General features: G+C 73.1%; 16 protein-coding genes and 2 pseudogenes. 11 read left to right on the top strand and 7 right to left on the bottom strand.

Annotated elements, in window-relative coordinates:
* The first annotated feature begins 1 nt into the window (after position 1).
* From QE410_RS04325 to QE410_RS04315, 3 genes and pseudogenes are all read left to right on the top strand, one after another.
* Entirely contained in the window at positions 2–1,096 is a 1,095-nt protein-coding gene (locus tag QE410_RS04325; RefSeq protein ID WP_307328358.1) for a type III polyketide synthase, read from the top strand.
* Positions 1,093–1,803, top strand: a pseudogene (locus QE410_RS04320) (methyltransferase domain-containing protein); the annotation flags it as partial. The gene QE410_RS04325 and the pseudogene QE410_RS04320, both read left to right, overlap by 4 nt.
* Positions 1,804–2,164: 361 nt before the next feature.
* Positions 2,165–3,286, top strand: coding sequence for an NAD(P)/FAD-dependent oxidoreductase (locus QE410_RS04315; RefSeq protein ID WP_307328352.1), 1,122 nt, complete (start codon positions 2,165–2,167; stop codon positions 3,284–3,286).
* 775 nt (positions 3,287–4,061) lie between these two features.
* On the opposite strand, the gene QE410_RS04310 is transcribed toward QE410_RS04315, so the two are convergent.
* From QE410_RS04310 to QE410_RS04295, 4 genes are all read right to left on the bottom strand, one after another.
* Positions 4,062–4,901 carry a UbiA family prenyltransferase gene (locus QE410_RS04310; RefSeq protein ID WP_307328350.1) on the bottom strand — a complete coding sequence of 280 codons (840 nt, stop codon included), beginning with the start codon at positions 4,899–4,901 and terminating at the stop codon, positions 4,062–4,064.
* A 127-nt stretch (positions 4,902–5,028) separates the two neighbouring features.
* Positions 5,029–5,589 carry a hypothetical protein gene (locus tag QE410_RS04305; RefSeq protein ID WP_307328347.1) on the bottom strand — a complete coding sequence of 187 codons (561 nt, stop codon included), beginning with the start codon at positions 5,587–5,589 and terminating at the stop codon, positions 5,029–5,031.
* Positions 5,590–5,603: 14 nt separating this feature from the next.
* Complete coding sequence (locus QE410_RS04300; protein WP_307328345.1) at positions 5,604–6,752, bottom strand: zinc-dependent alcohol dehydrogenase; 1,149 nt, start codon at positions 6,750–6,752, stop codon at positions 5,604–5,606.
* Positions 6,753–6,775: 23 nt separating this feature from the next.
* Complete coding sequence (locus QE410_RS04295) at positions 6,776–7,537, bottom strand: MBL fold metallo-hydrolase (RefSeq protein WP_307328342.1); 762 nt, start codon at positions 7,535–7,537, stop codon at positions 6,776–6,778.
* A gap of 375 nt (positions 7,538–7,912) precedes the next feature.
* Between QE410_RS04295 and QE410_RS04290 the strand changes: the two genes are divergently transcribed.
* Positions 7,913–8,830 (top strand): SDR family oxidoreductase, encoded by a 918-nt coding sequence (locus tag QE410_RS04290; protein WP_307328339.1) that lies wholly within the window; start codon positions 7,913–7,915, stop codon positions 8,828–8,830.
* Positions 8,831–9,035: 205 nt separating this feature from the next.
* Here QE410_RS04290 and QE410_RS04285 read toward each other — a convergent pair whose 3' ends face one another.
* On the bottom strand, positions 9,036–9,581 hold the full coding sequence (locus tag QE410_RS04285; protein WP_307328336.1) for a DUF2231 domain-containing protein: 546 nt from the start codon (positions 9,579–9,581) through the stop codon (positions 9,036–9,038).
* Between the two features lie 17 nt (positions 9,582–9,598).
* Complete coding sequence (locus QE410_RS04280) at positions 9,599–10,480, bottom strand: manganese catalase family protein (protein WP_058232633.1); 882 nt, start codon at positions 10,478–10,480, stop codon at positions 9,599–9,601.
* A gap of 254 nt (positions 10,481–10,734) precedes the next feature.
* On the opposite strand from QE410_RS04280, the gene QE410_RS04275 reads away from it, so the two are divergent.
* The 4 genes and pseudogenes from QE410_RS04275 (at position 10,735) to QE410_RS04260 (ending at position 13,584) form a co-directional block, all read left to right on the top strand.
* Complete coding sequence (locus QE410_RS04275; RefSeq protein ID WP_058232634.1) at positions 10,735–11,190, top strand: Hsp20/alpha crystallin family protein; 456 nt, start codon at positions 10,735–10,737, stop codon at positions 11,188–11,190.
* Positions 11,191–11,311: 121 nt separating this feature from the next.
* A pseudogene (locus tag QE410_RS04270) lies at positions 11,312–12,347 on the top strand (iron-containing redox enzyme family protein).
* Complete coding sequence (locus tag QE410_RS04265; protein ID WP_058232635.1) at positions 12,344–12,544, top strand: CDGSH iron-sulfur domain-containing protein; 201 nt, start codon at positions 12,344–12,346, stop codon at positions 12,542–12,544. Before QE410_RS04270 ends, QE410_RS04265 begins: the two are co-directional and overlap by 4 nt.
* Positions 12,544–13,584, top strand: coding sequence for a glycosyltransferase family 2 protein (locus QE410_RS04260; protein ID WP_307328327.1), 1,041 nt, complete (start codon positions 12,544–12,546; stop codon positions 13,582–13,584). Before QE410_RS04265 ends, QE410_RS04260 begins: the two co-directional genes overlap by 1 nt.
* A gap of 64 nt (positions 13,585–13,648) precedes the next feature.
* Here QE410_RS04260 and QE410_RS04255 read toward each other — a convergent pair whose 3' ends face one another.
* Complete coding sequence (locus QE410_RS04255) at positions 13,649–14,008, bottom strand: sugar ABC transporter ATPase (protein WP_307328325.1); 360 nt, start codon at positions 14,006–14,008, stop codon at positions 13,649–13,651.
* Between the two features lie 179 nt (positions 14,009–14,187).
* Between QE410_RS04255 and QE410_RS04250 the strand changes: the two genes are divergently transcribed.
* The 3 genes from QE410_RS04250 (at position 14,188) to QE410_RS04240 (ending at position 16,835) form a co-directional block, all read left to right on the top strand.
* Positions 14,188–15,120: a helix-turn-helix transcriptional regulator gene (locus QE410_RS04250; protein WP_307328322.1), complete on the top strand. Its 933-nt coding sequence runs from the start codon at positions 14,188–14,190 to the stop codon at positions 15,118–15,120.
* Positions 15,121–15,230: 110 nt separating this feature from the next.
* Complete coding sequence (locus QE410_RS04245) at positions 15,231–15,557, top strand: ATP-dependent DNA ligase (RefSeq protein ID WP_307328319.1); 327 nt, start codon at positions 15,231–15,233, stop codon at positions 15,555–15,557.
* Positions 15,558–15,626: 69 nt separating this feature from the next.
* Positions 15,627–16,835: an NAD(P)/FAD-dependent oxidoreductase gene (locus QE410_RS04240; RefSeq protein ID WP_307328315.1), complete on the top strand. Its 1,209-nt coding sequence runs from the start codon at positions 15,627–15,629 to the stop codon at positions 16,833–16,835.
* The last annotated feature ends 209 nt before the right edge of the window (positions 16,836–17,044 follow it).

Here is a 17,044-nt window from a genome sequence, read left to right as displayed (position 1 = left end):
CATGACCGCGCGCATCCTCTCGATCGGCACGGCCCTGCCCGACACGCGTGTGGAGCAGTCCACCCTGCGCGACCTCTTCGCCGCGCAACCCGGCTTCGACCGCAAGAGCCAGCGGCTGGTGGGCGCGGCCTTCGACGCCGCAGCCATCGACACGCGTCACGTCGTGCTGCCGCAGTTGGCGGGAGGATCGGGTGACGGACTGGGAGTGCGCGACGGCGACACCCTGCTCATGCCGCCCACCGGCGCCCGCAACGACGAGTACCGCCGCACCGCGCCCGCCCTCTTCGCCGCGGCGTCGCGCACGGCGATCGATCGATCCGGATACGGAACGGATGCCGTGACGCACGTCGTGACGGTGTCGTGCACCGGCATGTTCGCCCCCGGCCCCGACTACCACCTCGTGCGCGATCTCGGCCTGTCGCCGACCGTGGAGCGCTACCACCTCGGTTTCATCGGCTGCGCGGCCGCAATCCCCGCGCTGCGTCTGGCCGCGCGCATCGTCGGCGCCGATCCCGCTGCGGTGGTGCTCGTCGCGTGCGCTGAGCTGTGCTCCCTGCACTGGCAGACCTCGTCGCATCCGGATCAGATCGTGGCCGCCTCCGTGTTCGCCGATGGCGCGGGCGCTGCGGTCGTGGCATCCGGAGACTCCTCGCACGACGGCCTCGACCTCGACGGATTCGCCACCCACGTCACCGACGAGGGTGAGAAGGACATGGCCTGGACCGTGGGCGACTCGGGCTTCGAGATGACCCTCACGCCCGAGGTCCCCCGCATCATCGGCCGCGAGATCTCCGCCATCGCCGCCGACGTCGTGGGTGAGCTCGACCGGGTCGACGCGTGGGCCGTGCACCCTGGCGGGCGCAGCATCCTCGACCGCGTCGAGAACGCCCTCGGACTGGATGCCAGCGCCCTCGCGCCCTCGCGCGACGTGCTGCGCCGACACGGCAACATGTCGAGCGCGACGCTGCTGTTCATCCTGCGCGACCTGCTCGCCGACGCCTCCCGCGTCGAGGGCGACCGGGTCGCAGCCCTGGCATTCGGGCCGGGCCTGACGGTCGAGGCGGCGAAGATCACCGTGCGTCGCGCGGCGGCGTGAGCGTGGCCGCGCGCCCACGCGGGCTCTCGCGGCGCGACACGGCGCTGCGCGAGCTCATGGACGACCCCGACTGCGACCCGGGGGCCTTGGCCGCCACGTACCGGCGGTTCGACGTCGTGAACCGGCTGGTGTCGGCGTGGGGACATGTCTACCGCACGCGTGTCGCGCCCGAGCTGGGCGCCCTCGGCCGCCCCGCCCGCGTGCTCGACCTCGGCTGCGGCGGAGGCGACGTCGTCGTGCGCCTCGCCGGTCTCGCGGCGCGCGACGGTCTCGACGTCGAGTGGGTGGGAGCCGATCCCGATCCGCGCGCGATCACCGCAGCCCGTGAGCGTGCGCGGCCGGGCGTGCGATTCGTGGCGCAGGACTCGCGGGAACTGCTCGCGGCCGGTGAACGCTTCGATCTCGTCGTGAGCAACCATGTGCTGCACCACCTCGACGCCGACGCGCTGCGCACGTTCACCGACGACTCGCTCGCCCTCTCGACCGGCACCGTGCTGCACGCCGACATCGCACGCGGGCGTCTGGCCTACGGCCTGTACGCGGTCGGCATCACACCGCTCTCGGCGGGGACGTTCCTGCGCGTCGACGGACTGCGGTCGATCCGGCGCAGCTACCGCGCTGCGGAGCTGGCCGCAGCCCTCGGCTCGCCGTGGCGGGTGGAGACGCCCGCGCCGTTCCGGCTGCTCGCCGTGGCGCGGGGTCGGGCGCATGCCGGGGGCGCCTCTGGCCGGTCGGGTGCCGCAACCGCCGGGGGCGCCTCGGGCCGGTCGGGTGCCGTCGCCGGGGGCGCCCCGGGCCGGGCGGACGCCGCAACCGCCGGGAGCGCCTCGGGCCGGGCGGACGCCGCAACCGCCGGGGGCTCCTCGGGCCGGGCCGGTGACGTCGCCACCGGGGGCGCCTCGCTCCGGGCGGACGCCGCAACCGCCGGGGGCGCCCCGGGCCGGGCGGGTGCCGTCGCCGCGCCCTCACAGGGACAGCGCCGTGACCGAGGAGAGGCGACGACCCGTCGCGCGGATGCCGCCGTCTCGCCCCGGGAGAGTCGGCGCGCCGCAGACGGGGCCGGTCGCGGTGCCTGAGGTCCTCGTCGTCGGCGCGGGACCCGTGGGCCTGGCGCTCGCAGCCGACCTTCACGCGCGCGGCGTCGACGTCGAGATCGTCGAGCGTCGGGGCGACGCTGGAGGTGGCACGCGGGCGATCGGCATCCACTCCCCCGCCCTGGCGTTGCTGGAGGCGTGCGGAGCGACCGACGGCCTCCGCGCCGAGGCGGTGCGCATCGACCGCGGCGAAGCGCGGGCCGACGGCCGGGTGCTCGCCGAGATCCGCTTCGACCGCGTGCGGGCGCGGCATCCGTACGTCGCCGCCCTTCCGCAGAGCGACACGATGCGGGTGCTCACCTCCCTCGCCCCGCCGGTGCGTCGCGGGATCACCGTCACATCGCTCAGGCGCGAGGGCGACGGCGTGCGCGCCGAGACGTCCGGGCCCGGCGGGCACGACGAGGTCCGGGCGGGCGTCGTCGTCGTGGCATCCGGATGGGCGGGGCGCGATCTCGTCTACCGGCCGGGTGCCGTCCGCACCCACCACTACCCCGACCGCTACGCCATGGCCGATGTCGTGGCATCCGGGGGGCCGGTGGCGCGCGTGCATCTCGAGCGCGGGGGCGTGGTGGAGTCGTTCCCGCTGCCCGGTAGTCGGCGGCGGCTGGTGGCATGGGCCGGGTCCGACGAGGTGACGGATGCCGACGCGTTCCTTCGCGACGCCGTCGCCGCTCGCACGGGGGTCGAGGTCGACATCGCGGGGGCCTCGACGTTCGGCGTGCGGCGGGCCGTCGCGCCGGCCCTGCGGCGCGGGCGCATCGTCGTCGTGGGCGACGCGGGCCATGAGGTGAGCCCGATCGGCGGGCAGGGGATGAACCTGGGCCTGCTCGACGCGCTGACGCTCGCGCCGCTTCTCGCACCATGGGTGCGGCGGGGCGACGCCGCCGGGCTCGCCCGGTGGGAGCACGGCCGTCTCGCGTCGGCCCGTCACGCAGCGCGACTGGCGTGGCTCAACACGATGCTGGGCCGCGCGGCGGGCCCGGCCGCGCACGCGACGCGCACGGGCGTGCTGCGGGCTCTGCTGCGGGGTCCGGGCGGCGAAGTGTTCACGCGGGCGTACGCGATGCGTTTCGACCGCGCGGCTGCGGGGACCTGACCCGCCCCTCACCCCGTGCACAACGGCGGGAGTCACGGCCGACACGCCGGCCGACCCGACACGGGAACGGCGCGTCGCCCACAAACCCCGCCGTTGTGCACACCCGGGCGCACCCGCACCCCCGCCCGCACCCCCGGCGCCCCGATGCGACGACCACCGGATGCCACCCCGTGCACAACGGCAGACATCACGGCCGACACGCCGGCCGACCCGGCACGGGAACGGCGTGTCGCCCACAAACCCCGCCGTTGTGCACACCCCCGGATCACCCCAACCCGCACCCCCGCCCACACCCCCCGGGCACCCCGAGACGACGCCCACCGGATGCCACCCCGTACACAACGGCAGGAGTCACCGCCGACACGCCGGCCAACCTGGCACGAAAACGGCGTATCGCCCACAAACCCCGCCGTTGTGCACACCCCCGGATCACCCCAACCCGCACCCCCGCCCACACCCCCCGGGCACCCCAAGACGACGACCACCGGATGCCACCCCGAACACAACGGCAGGAGTCACCGCCGACACGCCGGCCGACCCGGCACAGGAACGGCGTGTCGCCCACAAACCCCGCCGTTGTGCACACCCCCGGCGCAACCCGCGCCCCCGCCCACACCCCCGGCGCCCCGATGCGCCGACCACCGGATGCCACCCCGTGCACAACAGCGGACATCACTGCCGACACGCCGGCCGACCCGCCACGGAAACGGCGTGTCGCCCACAAACCCCGCCGTTGCGCACACCCCGGGCGCGACCCGCACCCCCGCGGCGAGGCTCAGGCGATGACGAGCTGGGCGGCCAGCAGCAGTGCCGCGAGCATTGTCAGCTGGAACACGGCCCGCCCGGGGGGCCGCACGAGAACCAGCACGACCGTCGCCAGCGCCACGGCCACGACCGCGACGAAGAACAGGATGCCGAGCACTGTCGCCCCGGCACCCACGAACACAGCGGCCGCGCCGACGACGATGCCGACGGCGGCGAGCAGCACCGAGGCCCGCGCGCCGAGGCGGTGCGGAAGACCGCGGACGCCGGTGCGGCGGTCGTCGTCGAGATCGCGCACGACGTTGGTCAGGTGAACGGCCGCCCCCAATGCCGCGCCGGCGGCCGTCGCCCAGGGCGCGGCGAGCGCGGGAGACGTCGTCGAGAGGGTCGCGAACGAGGGGAACAGGCCGAAGCTCAGCAGGAACGGCGCGATCGAGAACGGCGTCGATTTCAGGCCGGCGTTGTACGCCCACGCCGAGGCGAGGGCGACGGCGTGCGCCGCGACGAGCCCGGACCCCAGCGGCAGCGACAGCGCGAGGGCGACGACGACGGCCCCCACCGCCACGGCGAGGGCCCGGCCGGCGGTGACCTCGCCGCCGGCGATGGGCTTGTCGTTGCGGCCGACGGCGGCATCCCGGGCGGCGTCGATGGCGTCGTTCGACAGCCCCACCGACACCTGCCCGGCGAAGACCGCGGCCACCAGCAGACCGAGATGCACGGGGCCGACGCCCGCGGCCTTGCCGAGCGCGAGCGAGAGGACGGTGACGACGAGCGTCGGTCCGGGGTGCGTCGATGCCCACAGCGACCGCGCGAGCGACGTTCCCGCGCGCGGTGTCGCCGTGGCATCCGTCATCCGTCGACGCTACCGCGCGCCGGACGAGCGGGGCAGCCGTCACCCTCGATCGGTGCGATCGACACACCGCCCCTCGTTCCGAGGCGTCCGTGGGTCGCCCGTGGCTCCCGCAGGTTCGTCGTGGTCGTCAACGGCGACGCAGGAGGCGGCGCGCGACGACCACGACCCCCGCCGCGCCCAGTACCCACGGTCCGGCCACGAGCAGCGGGTCGATCCACTGGTGACGCGCGTCGACGCGCCCGCGGCGTCCGCCCCACGGCGACCAACGCCGTTCGGCCGCGATACCGGTCTCGGTGAGGGGATCGTCGGGATGCCGCGACATCAGCGATCGCAGGTGCGCGCCCGTGGCATCCACCCGGTCCGCCGCCAGCAGCAGCAGCCAGTGCGCGGCGCGCGCCTCGCTGAACCGGTCGTAGGCGTAGCGACGGATCGCACCGGACGCGCCGTGCAGCGGTTGCGCGGTGCCGAAGACCGGCGTGAGGCGGCCGTGCTCGATGGAGCGTTCGCGTCCTTCGGCGGGCTCGGGCTGCTCGTCGGGGAACGACCAATGCGCGCCCAGCTGCAGCGCCTGTTCCTTGGGGAACGAGGGCCTGTCGGCCGGGTCGAGGTCGGCGCCCCAGCCGGGGATGCGGGCGCGCAGCTCCTCGGCCGACGGGGGCGGTGTGGGCTTGTCGGCGGTGTAGGCCATGATGACGGCTCCTCTCAAGCGGCGGGCGGCTCGATGACGGCCTTGATGCAGCCGTCGATCTTCGCCGAGACCATGTGGTATCCCTCGGCGATGTGCTCGAGGGGGATGCGGTGCGTGATCATGTCGCGGGGCGAGATGCGCCCGGCCTGGATGTGTTCGAGCAGGCGCGGCCACTGCCGCGCGACCGGCGCCTGATTGGTGTGGATGGTCAGGCCCTTGTTCATCGCGTCGCCGAACTTCACGGCGCTGAAGAGGGGGCCGTAGGCGCCCATGACCGAGACGGTGCCGCCCTTGCGGACGGAGTCGATCGCCCAGTTCAACGCCACCGGCGACCCCGCCTGCAGTTTCAGCTTCGCGCCGGTGAGGTGCTGCAGGAAGTGCCCGTCGGCCTCGGCGCCGACCGCGTCGATCACGACGTCGGCCCCGATGTGGTCGGTCTGCTTCTTCAGCTCGACCACGATGTCACGGTGCTCGCGGTAGTCGAGGGTCTCGGCGTAGGCGAAGGTGCGGGCCTTGTCGAGACGCTCCGGCAGTTGGTCGACGACGATGACCCGCCCCGCCCCCATGAGCCACGACGAGCGCGCGGCGGCGAGCCCCACCGGTCCCGCGCCGAACACCACGACGGTGTCGCCTTCGACGATGTCGCCCAGCTGGGCGCCGAAGTAACCGGTCGAGAAGGCGTCGGTCAGGAGCAGCGCGTCCTCGTCGTGCAACCACTCGGGGATCACCCGCGGTCCCACGTCGGCGAAGGGCACCCGCACCATCTCGGCCTGGCCGCCGTCGTAGCCGCCGGCGGTGTGCGAGTAGCCGTAGATGCCGCCGAGCGCGGTGGCGTTGGCATTGACGTTGTGGCAGTTGCTCAACAGCCCGCGGGCGCAGAAGAAGCACGTGCCGCACGAGATGTTGAAGGGCACCATGACCCGGTCGCCGACCGACAGGCTCTCGACCGACGACCCCACCTCGATCACCCGCCCGATGAACTCGTGGCCGAAGGTGTGGCCGATCCGGGTGTCGGGGATCATGCCGTGGTACAGGTGCAGGTCGGAGCCGCAGATCGCCGCCCGTTCGACGCGCACGATCGCGTCGTTCGGGTGCTCGATGCGCGGGTCGGGCTTGTCTTCGACGCGCACCTTGTAGGGCCCGCGGTAGGTCATCGCTCGCATTGTCGTCTCCTGTCGTCTCGTGGTCAGTGCGCGCCCCGCGCGAGCGCTCCGCCGACGGCATCGCGGATGCCGTGCACCCACGCATCGCCGTGTCCGGGGAGCACGGTCGCGGCGGCGGTGGCGGTCAGGGCGGGCAGGGCCGCGAGGGCGGCATCGCTGTCGGCGGTCGCCGCGCGGGCCACGATCTGCGGTCCCGACCCGCCGGTGTACGGGTCGAAGGTCACCAGGGCGTCGCCGGTGAAGACGACGTCGCGGGCGGGCAGGTGGAAGGCGACGTGACCGTACGTGTGCCCCGGGGTCGCGATGGGCATCAGTCCGCCGAGCAGCGGCGTGCCGGGCACGATGCTCCCCCTCGCGTCGACGCCGTGAACTCCCAACGCACCGGCGACCGTCATCCGCGCCAAGCTGGGCAGCCCGCCGGGATGCCGCAGGGCGTAGGCCGTGCGCGGCGATTCCCGGTCGTACCGGTACGGATGCCGCACCAGCGGCCGGTCGGCCGCGTGCACGTGGACGGGCACGCGGTGTTCGCGCTGCAGACGCTCGAGCATTCCGACGTGGTCGAAGTGGCCGTGGGTGAGGTACACCGACACGAGATCGTCGGGAGCGCCGCGGAGGGCGGCGAGCGCCTCGACGAGGAGCGACCAGCTGCGCGGGAGGCCCGCGTCGATGAGGAGCAGACCGTCGTCGGTGGCGACGAGGTAGCTGTTGGTGACGGCGCGCGTGATCATCACGACGCCGTCGGCGACCTCGCGGATGCCATCGCCCGATGGCCCGTTGCCTCTCATGCGGGCCACCCTCCGCGCGGTCGCGCGGGTCGGACCACGGGGTTGCGGGGCGGGGGCGGCGGCGGTATCGCGCGAACGGCCGGCGCGGTGCGAGACCGACAGGGTCGACGACGGTGACCGGCCGGGTTGCGGGGCCTCTCCGCCCGCGCCGCACAGCGTCGACGGCGGGGCGAGAGAGCGCCTCCGCCCGCGCCGCACGGGCGGGGGCGGCGGGGCGAGAGAGCGCCTCCGCCTCTGCCGCACAGCGTCGACGGCGGGGCGAGAGGGCGCCTCCGCGCCTGCCGCACGGGCGTCAACCCCCGTGGCATCCCCCTCCCACCCGCATAGCGTCCGTCGCGGTCCGCCGCACCGGCGACCGTCGCGAGGGGAGCACGCATGCGCCAGGTCGTCGTCGTCACGGGGGGCTCTCGCGGTATCGGTCGCGCCGCAGCCCTGCGCTTCGCGAAGAAGGGCGCACGACTCGTGCTGGTCGCCCGCGACGAGGTGGCCTTGGCATCCGCCGCCGACGACTGCCGCGCCCGTGGCGCCGAGGTGCACACGGTGTCGGTCGACCTCGCCCTGCCCGACGGGCCGGAGCGGGCGGCCGACGCCGCCGTCGAACGGTTCGGGCGCATCGATGTGTGGGTGGCCTCGGCGTCCGTCTTCTCGTACGGCTCGGTGGAGGACACTCCGGATGCCGTGCGCGACCGCGTCATCGAGACCAACCTCGTCGGCCATATGCGCGCGGCGCGGGCCGTCATCCCCCACTTCCGCGCCCGGGGCGGCGGCACGATCGTGTTCGTCGGCTCGCTGTACTCCCAGGTCGCGGGGCCCTACGTCTCGTCGTACGTCGCCGCGAAGCACGGGCTCCTCGGATTCACCCGCTCGTTGCGCCAGGAGATGCTCGCGCATCGCGGCATCCGCATCAAGATCGTGCTGCCGGCCAGCATCGACACCCCGATCTACCAGCGCGCGGCGAACTACACCGGCCGCACCGCGTTCCCGCTGCCGCCCGTTGTCGCCGCCGACCGTGTCGCGCGGGCGATCGTGCGGGCGGTACGCGGGCGGCGGCACGAGGTCGGGGTGGGCGCAGCCCAGTTCGTGACGCGTCCGCTGCAGTTGCTCGCCCCCCGCGTGTACGACCGGTTCATCCGCACGCTGCAGCACCTGCTGGGCCTGCGCCGGAGGCCCACCGCGCCGACGCCCGGCGCCGTGCTCGACGCGTGGCACGACCCCGGCGCGGTGAGCGGCGGCTGGGGACGGGTGCCCCTGCGGCGGCCGCGCGATCGCCGAAGTTCCGTCGCAGGAGGCTGAGCCCGTCGAAGCCTCCGACCCCACCGCGGGTACCGGTCCCCCTCGACAAGCTCAGGGACCTGCCGCCCACGCGGGAGGCTGAGCCCGTCGAAGCCTCCGACCCCACCGCGGGTACCGGTCCCCTTCGACAAGCTCAGGCACCTGCCGCCACGCAGAGGGCCCGTGGGCGTCCCGGGCCCCCTGCGAGGCTCAGGGATGTGCCGCGTCAGGCCGTCTCGAAGCCCTCGCGCTGGGTGTTCTCGTCGGCGACGCGCACGCCCCAGCGGTAGGCGAGCTTGCCGCCGAGCCACCCCGACACGCTCAGGCCCAGGGATGCCACGAGGCTCAGTCCGAACGCCACGACCGGCACGCGAGCCAGGTCGAGAACGCGCAGCACGAGGCTGAGCGAGAACAGCACCATCGCGGTGACGTTGAGCGTCAGATGAACCAGCGCGGTGCGCCGTGCGGGCGTGCCGGGCGGGATCCTCGACATGTCGAGCACCCCCAGCACCGACGCCGCGACGGCCCCGCCGAGCCCGATCGCGATGAGCCACCTCGAGCCCGTCGCGAATGCCCGCGGGTCATCGGCGGCGAGCCCGAGCAGATCGAACACCAGGCTCGAGGACCACGCCCCGATGGGGATGGTCACCGCGATCGGGTGGAAAGGGTGCCCGTAGGGTCCCGCCACGATCGCGCGCGGAACCTTCGCCGCGCGCATCGCGGGAAAGCTCGCTCCGCTGCGCGGCGCCGAGACCGTCGAGGGCCCCGGCACCGCGGCATCCGCCCCGCTCATTCCTTGTGCAGCGCGTCCTGCGCGCGGCCGGCGAGCTTCTCGACCGTGTTCGGCAGCTCCGTGGTGCCGTAGAACCGCGCGTCGGGGTGCGTGGGCGGGGGCATCGGCACGCCCGCGGGCGGCTCGGGCAGGTACGAGAACTCCCCCTTGCCGTCGGGCGTGGGCCCCGACGCCCAGGAGCCGTCGCCGGCCTTCTTGCCGTCGCTGAAGTTGATGTACTGGTACGCCACGTCGCGGTCCTCCTTGTCGAGGGGGAAGTTGCTGGGTACGGGGAGCTTCTCGAGCCCCTCCTCCTGCAGTTCGGCGGCGGCCGCCATCCACTGGTTCTGGTGCATCGTGTCGCGCGCGAGCAGGAAGGCGAGCAGGTCCTTCACGCCGTGGTCGTCGGTCTGGTGGTAGAGCCGCGCGACCTGCACCCGGCCCTGCATCTCGGCGTTGGCGTTGGCGGTGAAGTCGGCGAGCAGGTTGCCGCTCGCGGTGATGAAGCTGCCCTGCCAGGGGTTGCCCATCGAGTCGACCGGTCGCGCGCCCGCTCCGGCGACGATGCCGTGCTGGATGTCGGTGCCGCCGATGACCGCGGCGACGGTCGGGTCGTTCTGCACGGCCTCCTCGGTGATGCCGAGCGGGGCCTTCTCGAGCAGCTGGGCGATCATGATCGCGAGCATCTCGACGTGGCCCATCTCCTCCGCACCGATGCCGAAGACGAGGTCGCGGTACTTGCCGGGCATGTGCATGTTCCACGCCTGGAACTGGTACTGCATCGCGACCGAGATCTCGCCGTATTGGCCGCCGAGCACCTCCTGGAGCTTGCGGGCGTAGACGGCGTCGGGCTTCTCGGGGGTGGCCGAGTGCTGGAGCTCTTGCCGGTGGAAGTACATCGTCTCTCCTCACCGCGCCGCTCGAGGGGACGGGCGGTCGGACGACCGCGGCGACGCGTGACGCGACGAAACGTCCGCGACAGGGGGCTCGGCACGGGGGTTGCGGCGCGTCCCCGAGCGCGTCACAATCGCGCGCCCGGGTCTTGGCACTCTCCTATCGAGAGTGCTAATCTGAGCGCAGTTGAGTCACCGTCACTCAACTTCACCGAACCATCGGGATGCCACGTCCCGACCGATCGATAAGGAGAACGACCATGGCCACCTACGACCCCTTCCGCGACCTCGACCGCCTCGCGTCGACCCTTCTCGACGCGCGCCGCGGCGGCGGTCCGCGACGGATGCCGATGGACCTCTACCGCGACGGCGACCACTACGTGCTCGCCGCCGACCTCCCGGGCGTCGACCCGGGCTCGGTCGACATCGACGTCGACGGCCAGCTGCTGACCATCCGCGCCGAGCGCACGCTCGGCAGCGGCGACGGCGTGAAGTGGATCACGCGCGAGCGCGAGACGGCATCCTTCGTCCGTCAGCTCAACCTCGGGCAGGGCATCGACACCGACCGCATCAGCGCCTCGTACCGCAACGGCGTGCTGAGCGTGACCATCCCGGTCAGCGAGAAGGCGAAGCCACGCCGCATCGCCGTCTCGACCGACGAGCACGACGGCGTCATCGAGGCGCACGAGAGCACCCCGCAGCTCATCGAGCAGTGAGCCGACACCACCGAGGGAGCGGTCCCACCCGGGGCTGCTCCCCCGGTGCGCGCCCCCGATCTTGTCAAGGGTCTGTGCGCGGGCGCGGCCGAGACCGCACAGTGCGGGGGTGCCCCCCACCCTGACTACCGCCGCGCCCGCCGTCGCCGCGCCGTTCCGCGCGCGAGGGCCGGTGAGCGCCGCGGTCCTCCAGCACCTCGTCGACGGCACCGCCACAGCGCACACCGCCCTCGCCGACGCTGCCGTCGTGGCATCCGTCGACATCGAGCGCGACGACGACCTGCAGCTGGTCCTCTTCACCCTGTACGCCTCGGCGTACGGGTCGATCGAGGCCCTCCGCGCCGACCTCGAATGGGACCCCGCGCTCATCGCCACGCGCCGGGTCATCGAGGACGCGTTCGAGCGGTCGCTGCGGCGCAGCGTCGTCGTGCCCACCCTTCCCGAGCCGACCGCGGATGCCGTGGCCCGCGCGCTCTTTCACCCTCACCGGCGCGGAGGGCGGACCGAGCCTGTCGCGCTTCCTCGCGCGCAAGGCCACCGTCGACCAGGCGCGAGAGTTCCTCGTGCACCGCACCGTGTACACGCTGCGCGAGGCCGATCCGCACTCGTGGGCCATCCCCCGCCTGAGCGGACGCCCGAAGGCGGCGCTGGTCGAGATCCAGTCCGACGAATACGGCGGCGGCCGGCCCGACCGTGTGCACGCCGCCCTTTTCGCACGAGCCGTTCGCGGCGCGGGACTCGACGACGTCTATGGCACCTACATCGACGACGTGCCCGCCGTGACACTGGCCTCGCTGAACACGATGTCGATGTTCGGCCTGAACCGGCGTCTGCTCGGCGCGATCGTCGGGCATCTCGCGGCGTTCGAGATGACCTCCTCGATCCCGAACCGCCTCTACGCCGAGGGGCTGCGACGCCTCGAGTACGGCGACGACGTCTGCGAGTATTTTGACGAGCACGTCGAAGCCGACGCCGTGCACGAGCAGATCGCCGGCCGCGACCTCGCCGGAGCCCTCGCCGAAGACCGTCCCGACCTGCTCGCCGACATCGTCTTCGGCGCGGCCGCCTGCCTGGAGGTCGACGACCGCGTCGGGCGCCACATGCTCGACGCCTGGTCGCGCGGCGAATCGTCGTTGCGTCAGGTGGCCGGTCGATGAGCGAGACCCCGGTCACCATCACCGCCTACCCCGACGGGCCGCTCCTCGTACGCGGCGACGCGCGGATCGAGAGCAGCGACGGACGGGAGGTGGTGCGCACGCGCCGGACCGTCGCGCTCTGCCGGTGCGGGCTGTCGACGATCAAGCCGTTCTGCGACGGCACGCACAAGGCATCCGGCTTCCGCACCGACGACTGATGCGCCTCGATGCGGAGTACATCCTGCCGCTGCGTTGGACCGACGACACCGGGCTCGACGAGCTCACCGCCTACCTGACGCGCTTGGAGCGGTGGATCGACGTCACGGTCGTCGACGGATCCGACGCCGCGCTGTTCGCCGCGCACGCGCGGACCTTCCCCGCCGGAGTGCGTCACCTCGCCCCATCGGTCGTCGAGGGACTGAACGGCAAGGCGCGGGGCGTGCTGAGCGGGCTGAAGGCCAGCCGCCACGAGATCGTCGTGACCGCCGACGACGACGTGCGCCACGATCGCGCGACGCTGCGGGCGCTGCTGTACGAGGTGCGGGATGCCGACCTCGTCGCTCCGCAGAACGTCTTCGAGCCGCGGCCCTGGCACGCGCGCTGGGACACCGCGCGGTCACTCATCAACCGCGCGACGAGGGGCGACTACCCCGGCACCTACGCCCTGCGGTGCAGGGCGCTCCCCCGCGGCTACGGCGTCGACGCACTGTTCGAGAATCTCGAGATGGAACGCACGGTGCGCGCCGGCGGCGGCCGCGTGCGTCACTGCCACGACCTGTACGTCGTGCGCCGGCCGCCGAGCGCGCGACGATTCTGGTCGCAGCGGGTGCGCCAGGCGTACGACAGCCTCGCGCAGCCGCGGCGCCTGATGCTGGAGCTCGCCGTGGCGCCGACGGCGTTCGCGCTGCGTCGGCATCCCGGCATCCTCTGTCTTCTGGCCGCCATCGCCGTCGGTGCGGCCGAGATCGGGCGGCGGCGCGCTCGTGGAGACGCCGTCTTCGCCCGCACCGCCGCGCTCTGGGCGCCGCTGTGGGCCGCCGAGCGGGCGGTCACGAGCTGGATCGCCCTGGCCATGCGCGCGACCGGCGGCGTTCCCTACGCGGGACGACGAGTGCTGCGGGCCGCGACCCCGCTGCGCGTGCTGCGGCGTCGGTCCGTCGACCACATCCGAGCGCAGGAGCCGGCCCGGATCGCGACGGCCGTGCCGTGCGCGTTGCGTCGCACAGAGGCAGCGCAGGGCGAGGCGACCGATGCATAGGCGCTCCGCTCGCGCACGCGGCGTCCCGGTGGCCGCGACGGGCTGCCGGGACGCCGCGGGTTCGTCAGAGGTCTTCGGGTGCCAGGTCGCCCTGGCCCTCCTCGCCGAGTTCGACGACGCCCGGATCCTCGCCCTGCGAGTCGGTGCCGGCCGCGAAGGGGTGGATGTCCTCGAGCGGAATGTCGCTGTCGTCGGCGGGGATCTCGGCCGGGTCGGCACCCGTGGCGGTGGCCGGGTTGATGTCGTCGGGGTCGGCACCCTCATCGAGGGCGGTTGTCGCGTCCCACTCGGCCTGCGCCGGGTCGAGCGCCGGGTCGGGCTCGATGGAGGTGTCGCCGTCGCGCAGGGGCTGGACGCCCGCGACACCCACGTCGGTGGCCGGGTTCGTCGAGTCGGGGTTCGGGTCGATCGAGGCGTCGCTCATGGGGGGTCCTTCCGTCGGACGAGGGTCTCCACCGGAATCGGCGGTCCCCTCATCCCACACGGCCAGCCGGCCACCGGCCCGCCCCTTGACACGCCTCACCCCCGACGACCGGCGACGGATGCCGAGCCTCCGACGCCCCCACGACGAAAGCCGCACCTCGCCGCGGCGGAAGGAAGACCATGGGACAGATCCTGAATGTCCGTTCCCGCGGAATCGACGACGTCGAACGCGTGTGGACGCGGTTCGTGCCGAGTGCGCGCCTGGACCGCGTCGATCCCCGCACGGTGGCCTTCGCCTGGGAGTCGGTCGAACTCGACCGGTTCTCGGTGGTCAGCTGGCAGCTGACCGCGAGCGTGCACGCCTCCATCGAGATGACCGACCAGCTCATGGCGTGTCGCATGGTGGGCGACGATCTGCGGCTCACCTCCGGTCCCGGTGCCATCGCCCCCCGACTTCCGTGGCTCGCCTCCGAACGCCGCATCGACGCCGAATGGACGGGCTCCGCGCGCGTGCGCGCATTCGTGTTCGACCGCACCGACGCCGAACGCGTCGCCCGCGTGGCCTCGGGCGACGACCGCCTCGTGCTGCGCCGCGTCGACCCGGCCCCGCGCAGCCGCGACGCGGCGACGCAGTGGGAACGCAGCTTCGCGCACGTGTCGTCGTCACTGGGCGCCACGCACGAAGAACCCATCCTCGCGGAGGAGCTGCGTCGACACGCGTTGCTGACGACGCTGTCCGCCTTTTCGACCCCGTACGTCGAGGCCGTCGCCCGCGCCCACCAGCGCGCAGCCGCTCCGCGCACGGTGCGCCGCGCGATCGCGCACATCGAGGCTCACGCACAGCAGCCGCTCACGCTTGAGGACATCGCCGCGGCATCCGGGATCTCCTCGCGCGGACTGCAGCACGCGTTCCGGCGCGAGCTCGACACGACACCGACCGAATACCTGCGGCGAGTGCGCCTCAGCGCCGCGCACGACGAGCTGCGCGCCGGCACCGCGGTGTCGGTGGCCGAGGTGGCACGGCGCTGGGGGTTCTCGAGCGCGTCGCGCTTCGCCCGGTACCACCGCGAGCACTACGGCCAGAATCCGGCGCAGGTGATCCGCATGTCGTGAGCCGCCGCGCCTTCGGTCTCACCGTTGCGCCGAGGGTGTCGGGTCCCCGCGGGCCGCTCACAGCGCTTGCACAGTAAAGAGATTGGGCATCGTGCCCGCAGGAGGAACACGTGGGCAAGTTCATTTACGAGGGCGGCATCCGCAGCGACTTCGAAGACCGTCTGCTGGCGCACCTCCAGGTGGTCGTCGGCAACAAGCTGCGACGCGGTGAGCCGTTCTACTTCGTCTGGAAAGACGATCTCAGCACGGGCGGCGGCCGCACCGCGGTGTGGATGCACCCGCGCGCGAATCTCGTCTTCAAGTTCAGCGGTGGGCGCCCCCCGGCCCTGAATCGCGCGTGGCTCGAGGCGCTGATGTCGACAGCGAACTCCCCCACCGGTCTGTACGTCGTGCCGGAACCGTCGGAAGACATCGTCTCGCCCGAGTCGTTCGCCTGAGTCCCGCTGTCAAGGCGCTGGCGCGGCGGCGCGCCGCGGGCGAGCGTGAGGGAGACGAGAGGATCCCCCATGACTGACCCCCGCTCCGCCGCGCCGCCGCGCATCGTCGTCATCGGCGGCGGAAACGCCGGGCTCTCGGTGGCCGGCCGCCTGCATCGTGCCCGCGCCGGCGACATCACGGTGATCGAACCACGAGAACGGCACGTGTTCGCGCCCCTCCAATCGCACATCGCGGGCGGCGCCGCCCGCGCCTCCGAGGCCGTCCGCTCGCAGGCCGACGTCACCCCTCCGGGGGTGCGGTGGCTGCACGACGAGGTCTTCACGGTGGATGCCGACGCCCGCCGCGTGCACCTCGTCTCGGGCGGGCAGCTCGAGTACGACCAGTTGGTGGTGTGCGCCGGCATGCGCATGGCCTGGGAGCAGATTCCGGGACTCCCTGACGCGATGGCGGCGCCCACCGGCATCTCGAACTACGACTTCGACCTGGCTGCGAAGGCCTCGCCGGTGCTCCGCGACCTCCGCTCCGGCACCGTGGTTTTCACGCAGCCGCCGGAGCCCGCGTCGTGCGGCGCCTCGGCGCAGAAGCCGATGTACCTCGCGTGCGACTGGTGGCGCGCCATCGGGGTGCGCGACGACATCCGGGTCGTCTTCGTCTGCCCCGATCCCGTGCCCTTCGGCATCCCCGCCATCGATCGCGAACTGCAGCGCAAGCTCGACGAGTACGGCATCGAGGTGCGCTACAGCCGGGAGCTCCGATCGGTGGATGCCGCGGCAGGCACGCTCGTGATCGGGCACGGCGCGGCCTCGGAAACGCTGTCGTACGACGTGCTGCACGCCGTTCCGCCCCAGCGGGCACCGGAGTGGATCGCGGGCAGCGGGCTGGCGGCATCCGATGACCCGCACGGCTTCGTCGACGTCGATCCCGAGACGTTCCAGCATGTGCGGTACCCGGAGATCTGGTCGGTGGGCGACGCGGCGACCGTCGCCACCCGCCGGTCGGGCGGCGCGATCCGCCAGCAGGCGAAGGCGCTGGTGAAGAACATGAAAGCCGTTCTCGCCGGGCGCGCCCCGACGGCGACCTACAACGGCTACAGCGTCGTGCCCTTCACGGTGTCGCGCGGCACGGTGGTCTTCGCCGAGTTCGACCGCGCGGGGAAGCTGCAGCCGACGATCCCGTTCTGGCGCTCGCTGTACCGCGAGCGCCGCCTGTCGTGGATCGCCGACCGCCGCATCCTCCCCTGGGTCTACTGGCACCTGATCCTGCGCGGCCGCGCCTGACCCGGTGACTTCGACACGCTCCGTCTCCTCCCCCTCGCCGGGCCGTGAGCCACGACCCGAATGGCCCTCGGCGCCGACCGAGGTCCCTGAGCCTGTCGAAGGGACCGGGACGGATCGCACGCCCATAGGGCACGAACGCCGATCCCTCAACCCCGGGGGCGTGGTCGCGGCAAGGCGCGAAGACTGGGGGACGCCCCGGAAGCCACACG

It is taken from the genome of Microbacterium sp. SORGH_AS_1204, from assembly GCF_030818935.1.
Lineage (GTDB): Bacteria > Actinomycetota > Actinomycetes > Actinomycetales > Microbacteriaceae > Microbacterium.
The sequence above is the reverse complement of the archived record's forward strand: the minus strand, read 5'-3'. Positions and strand labels throughout refer to the sequence as shown.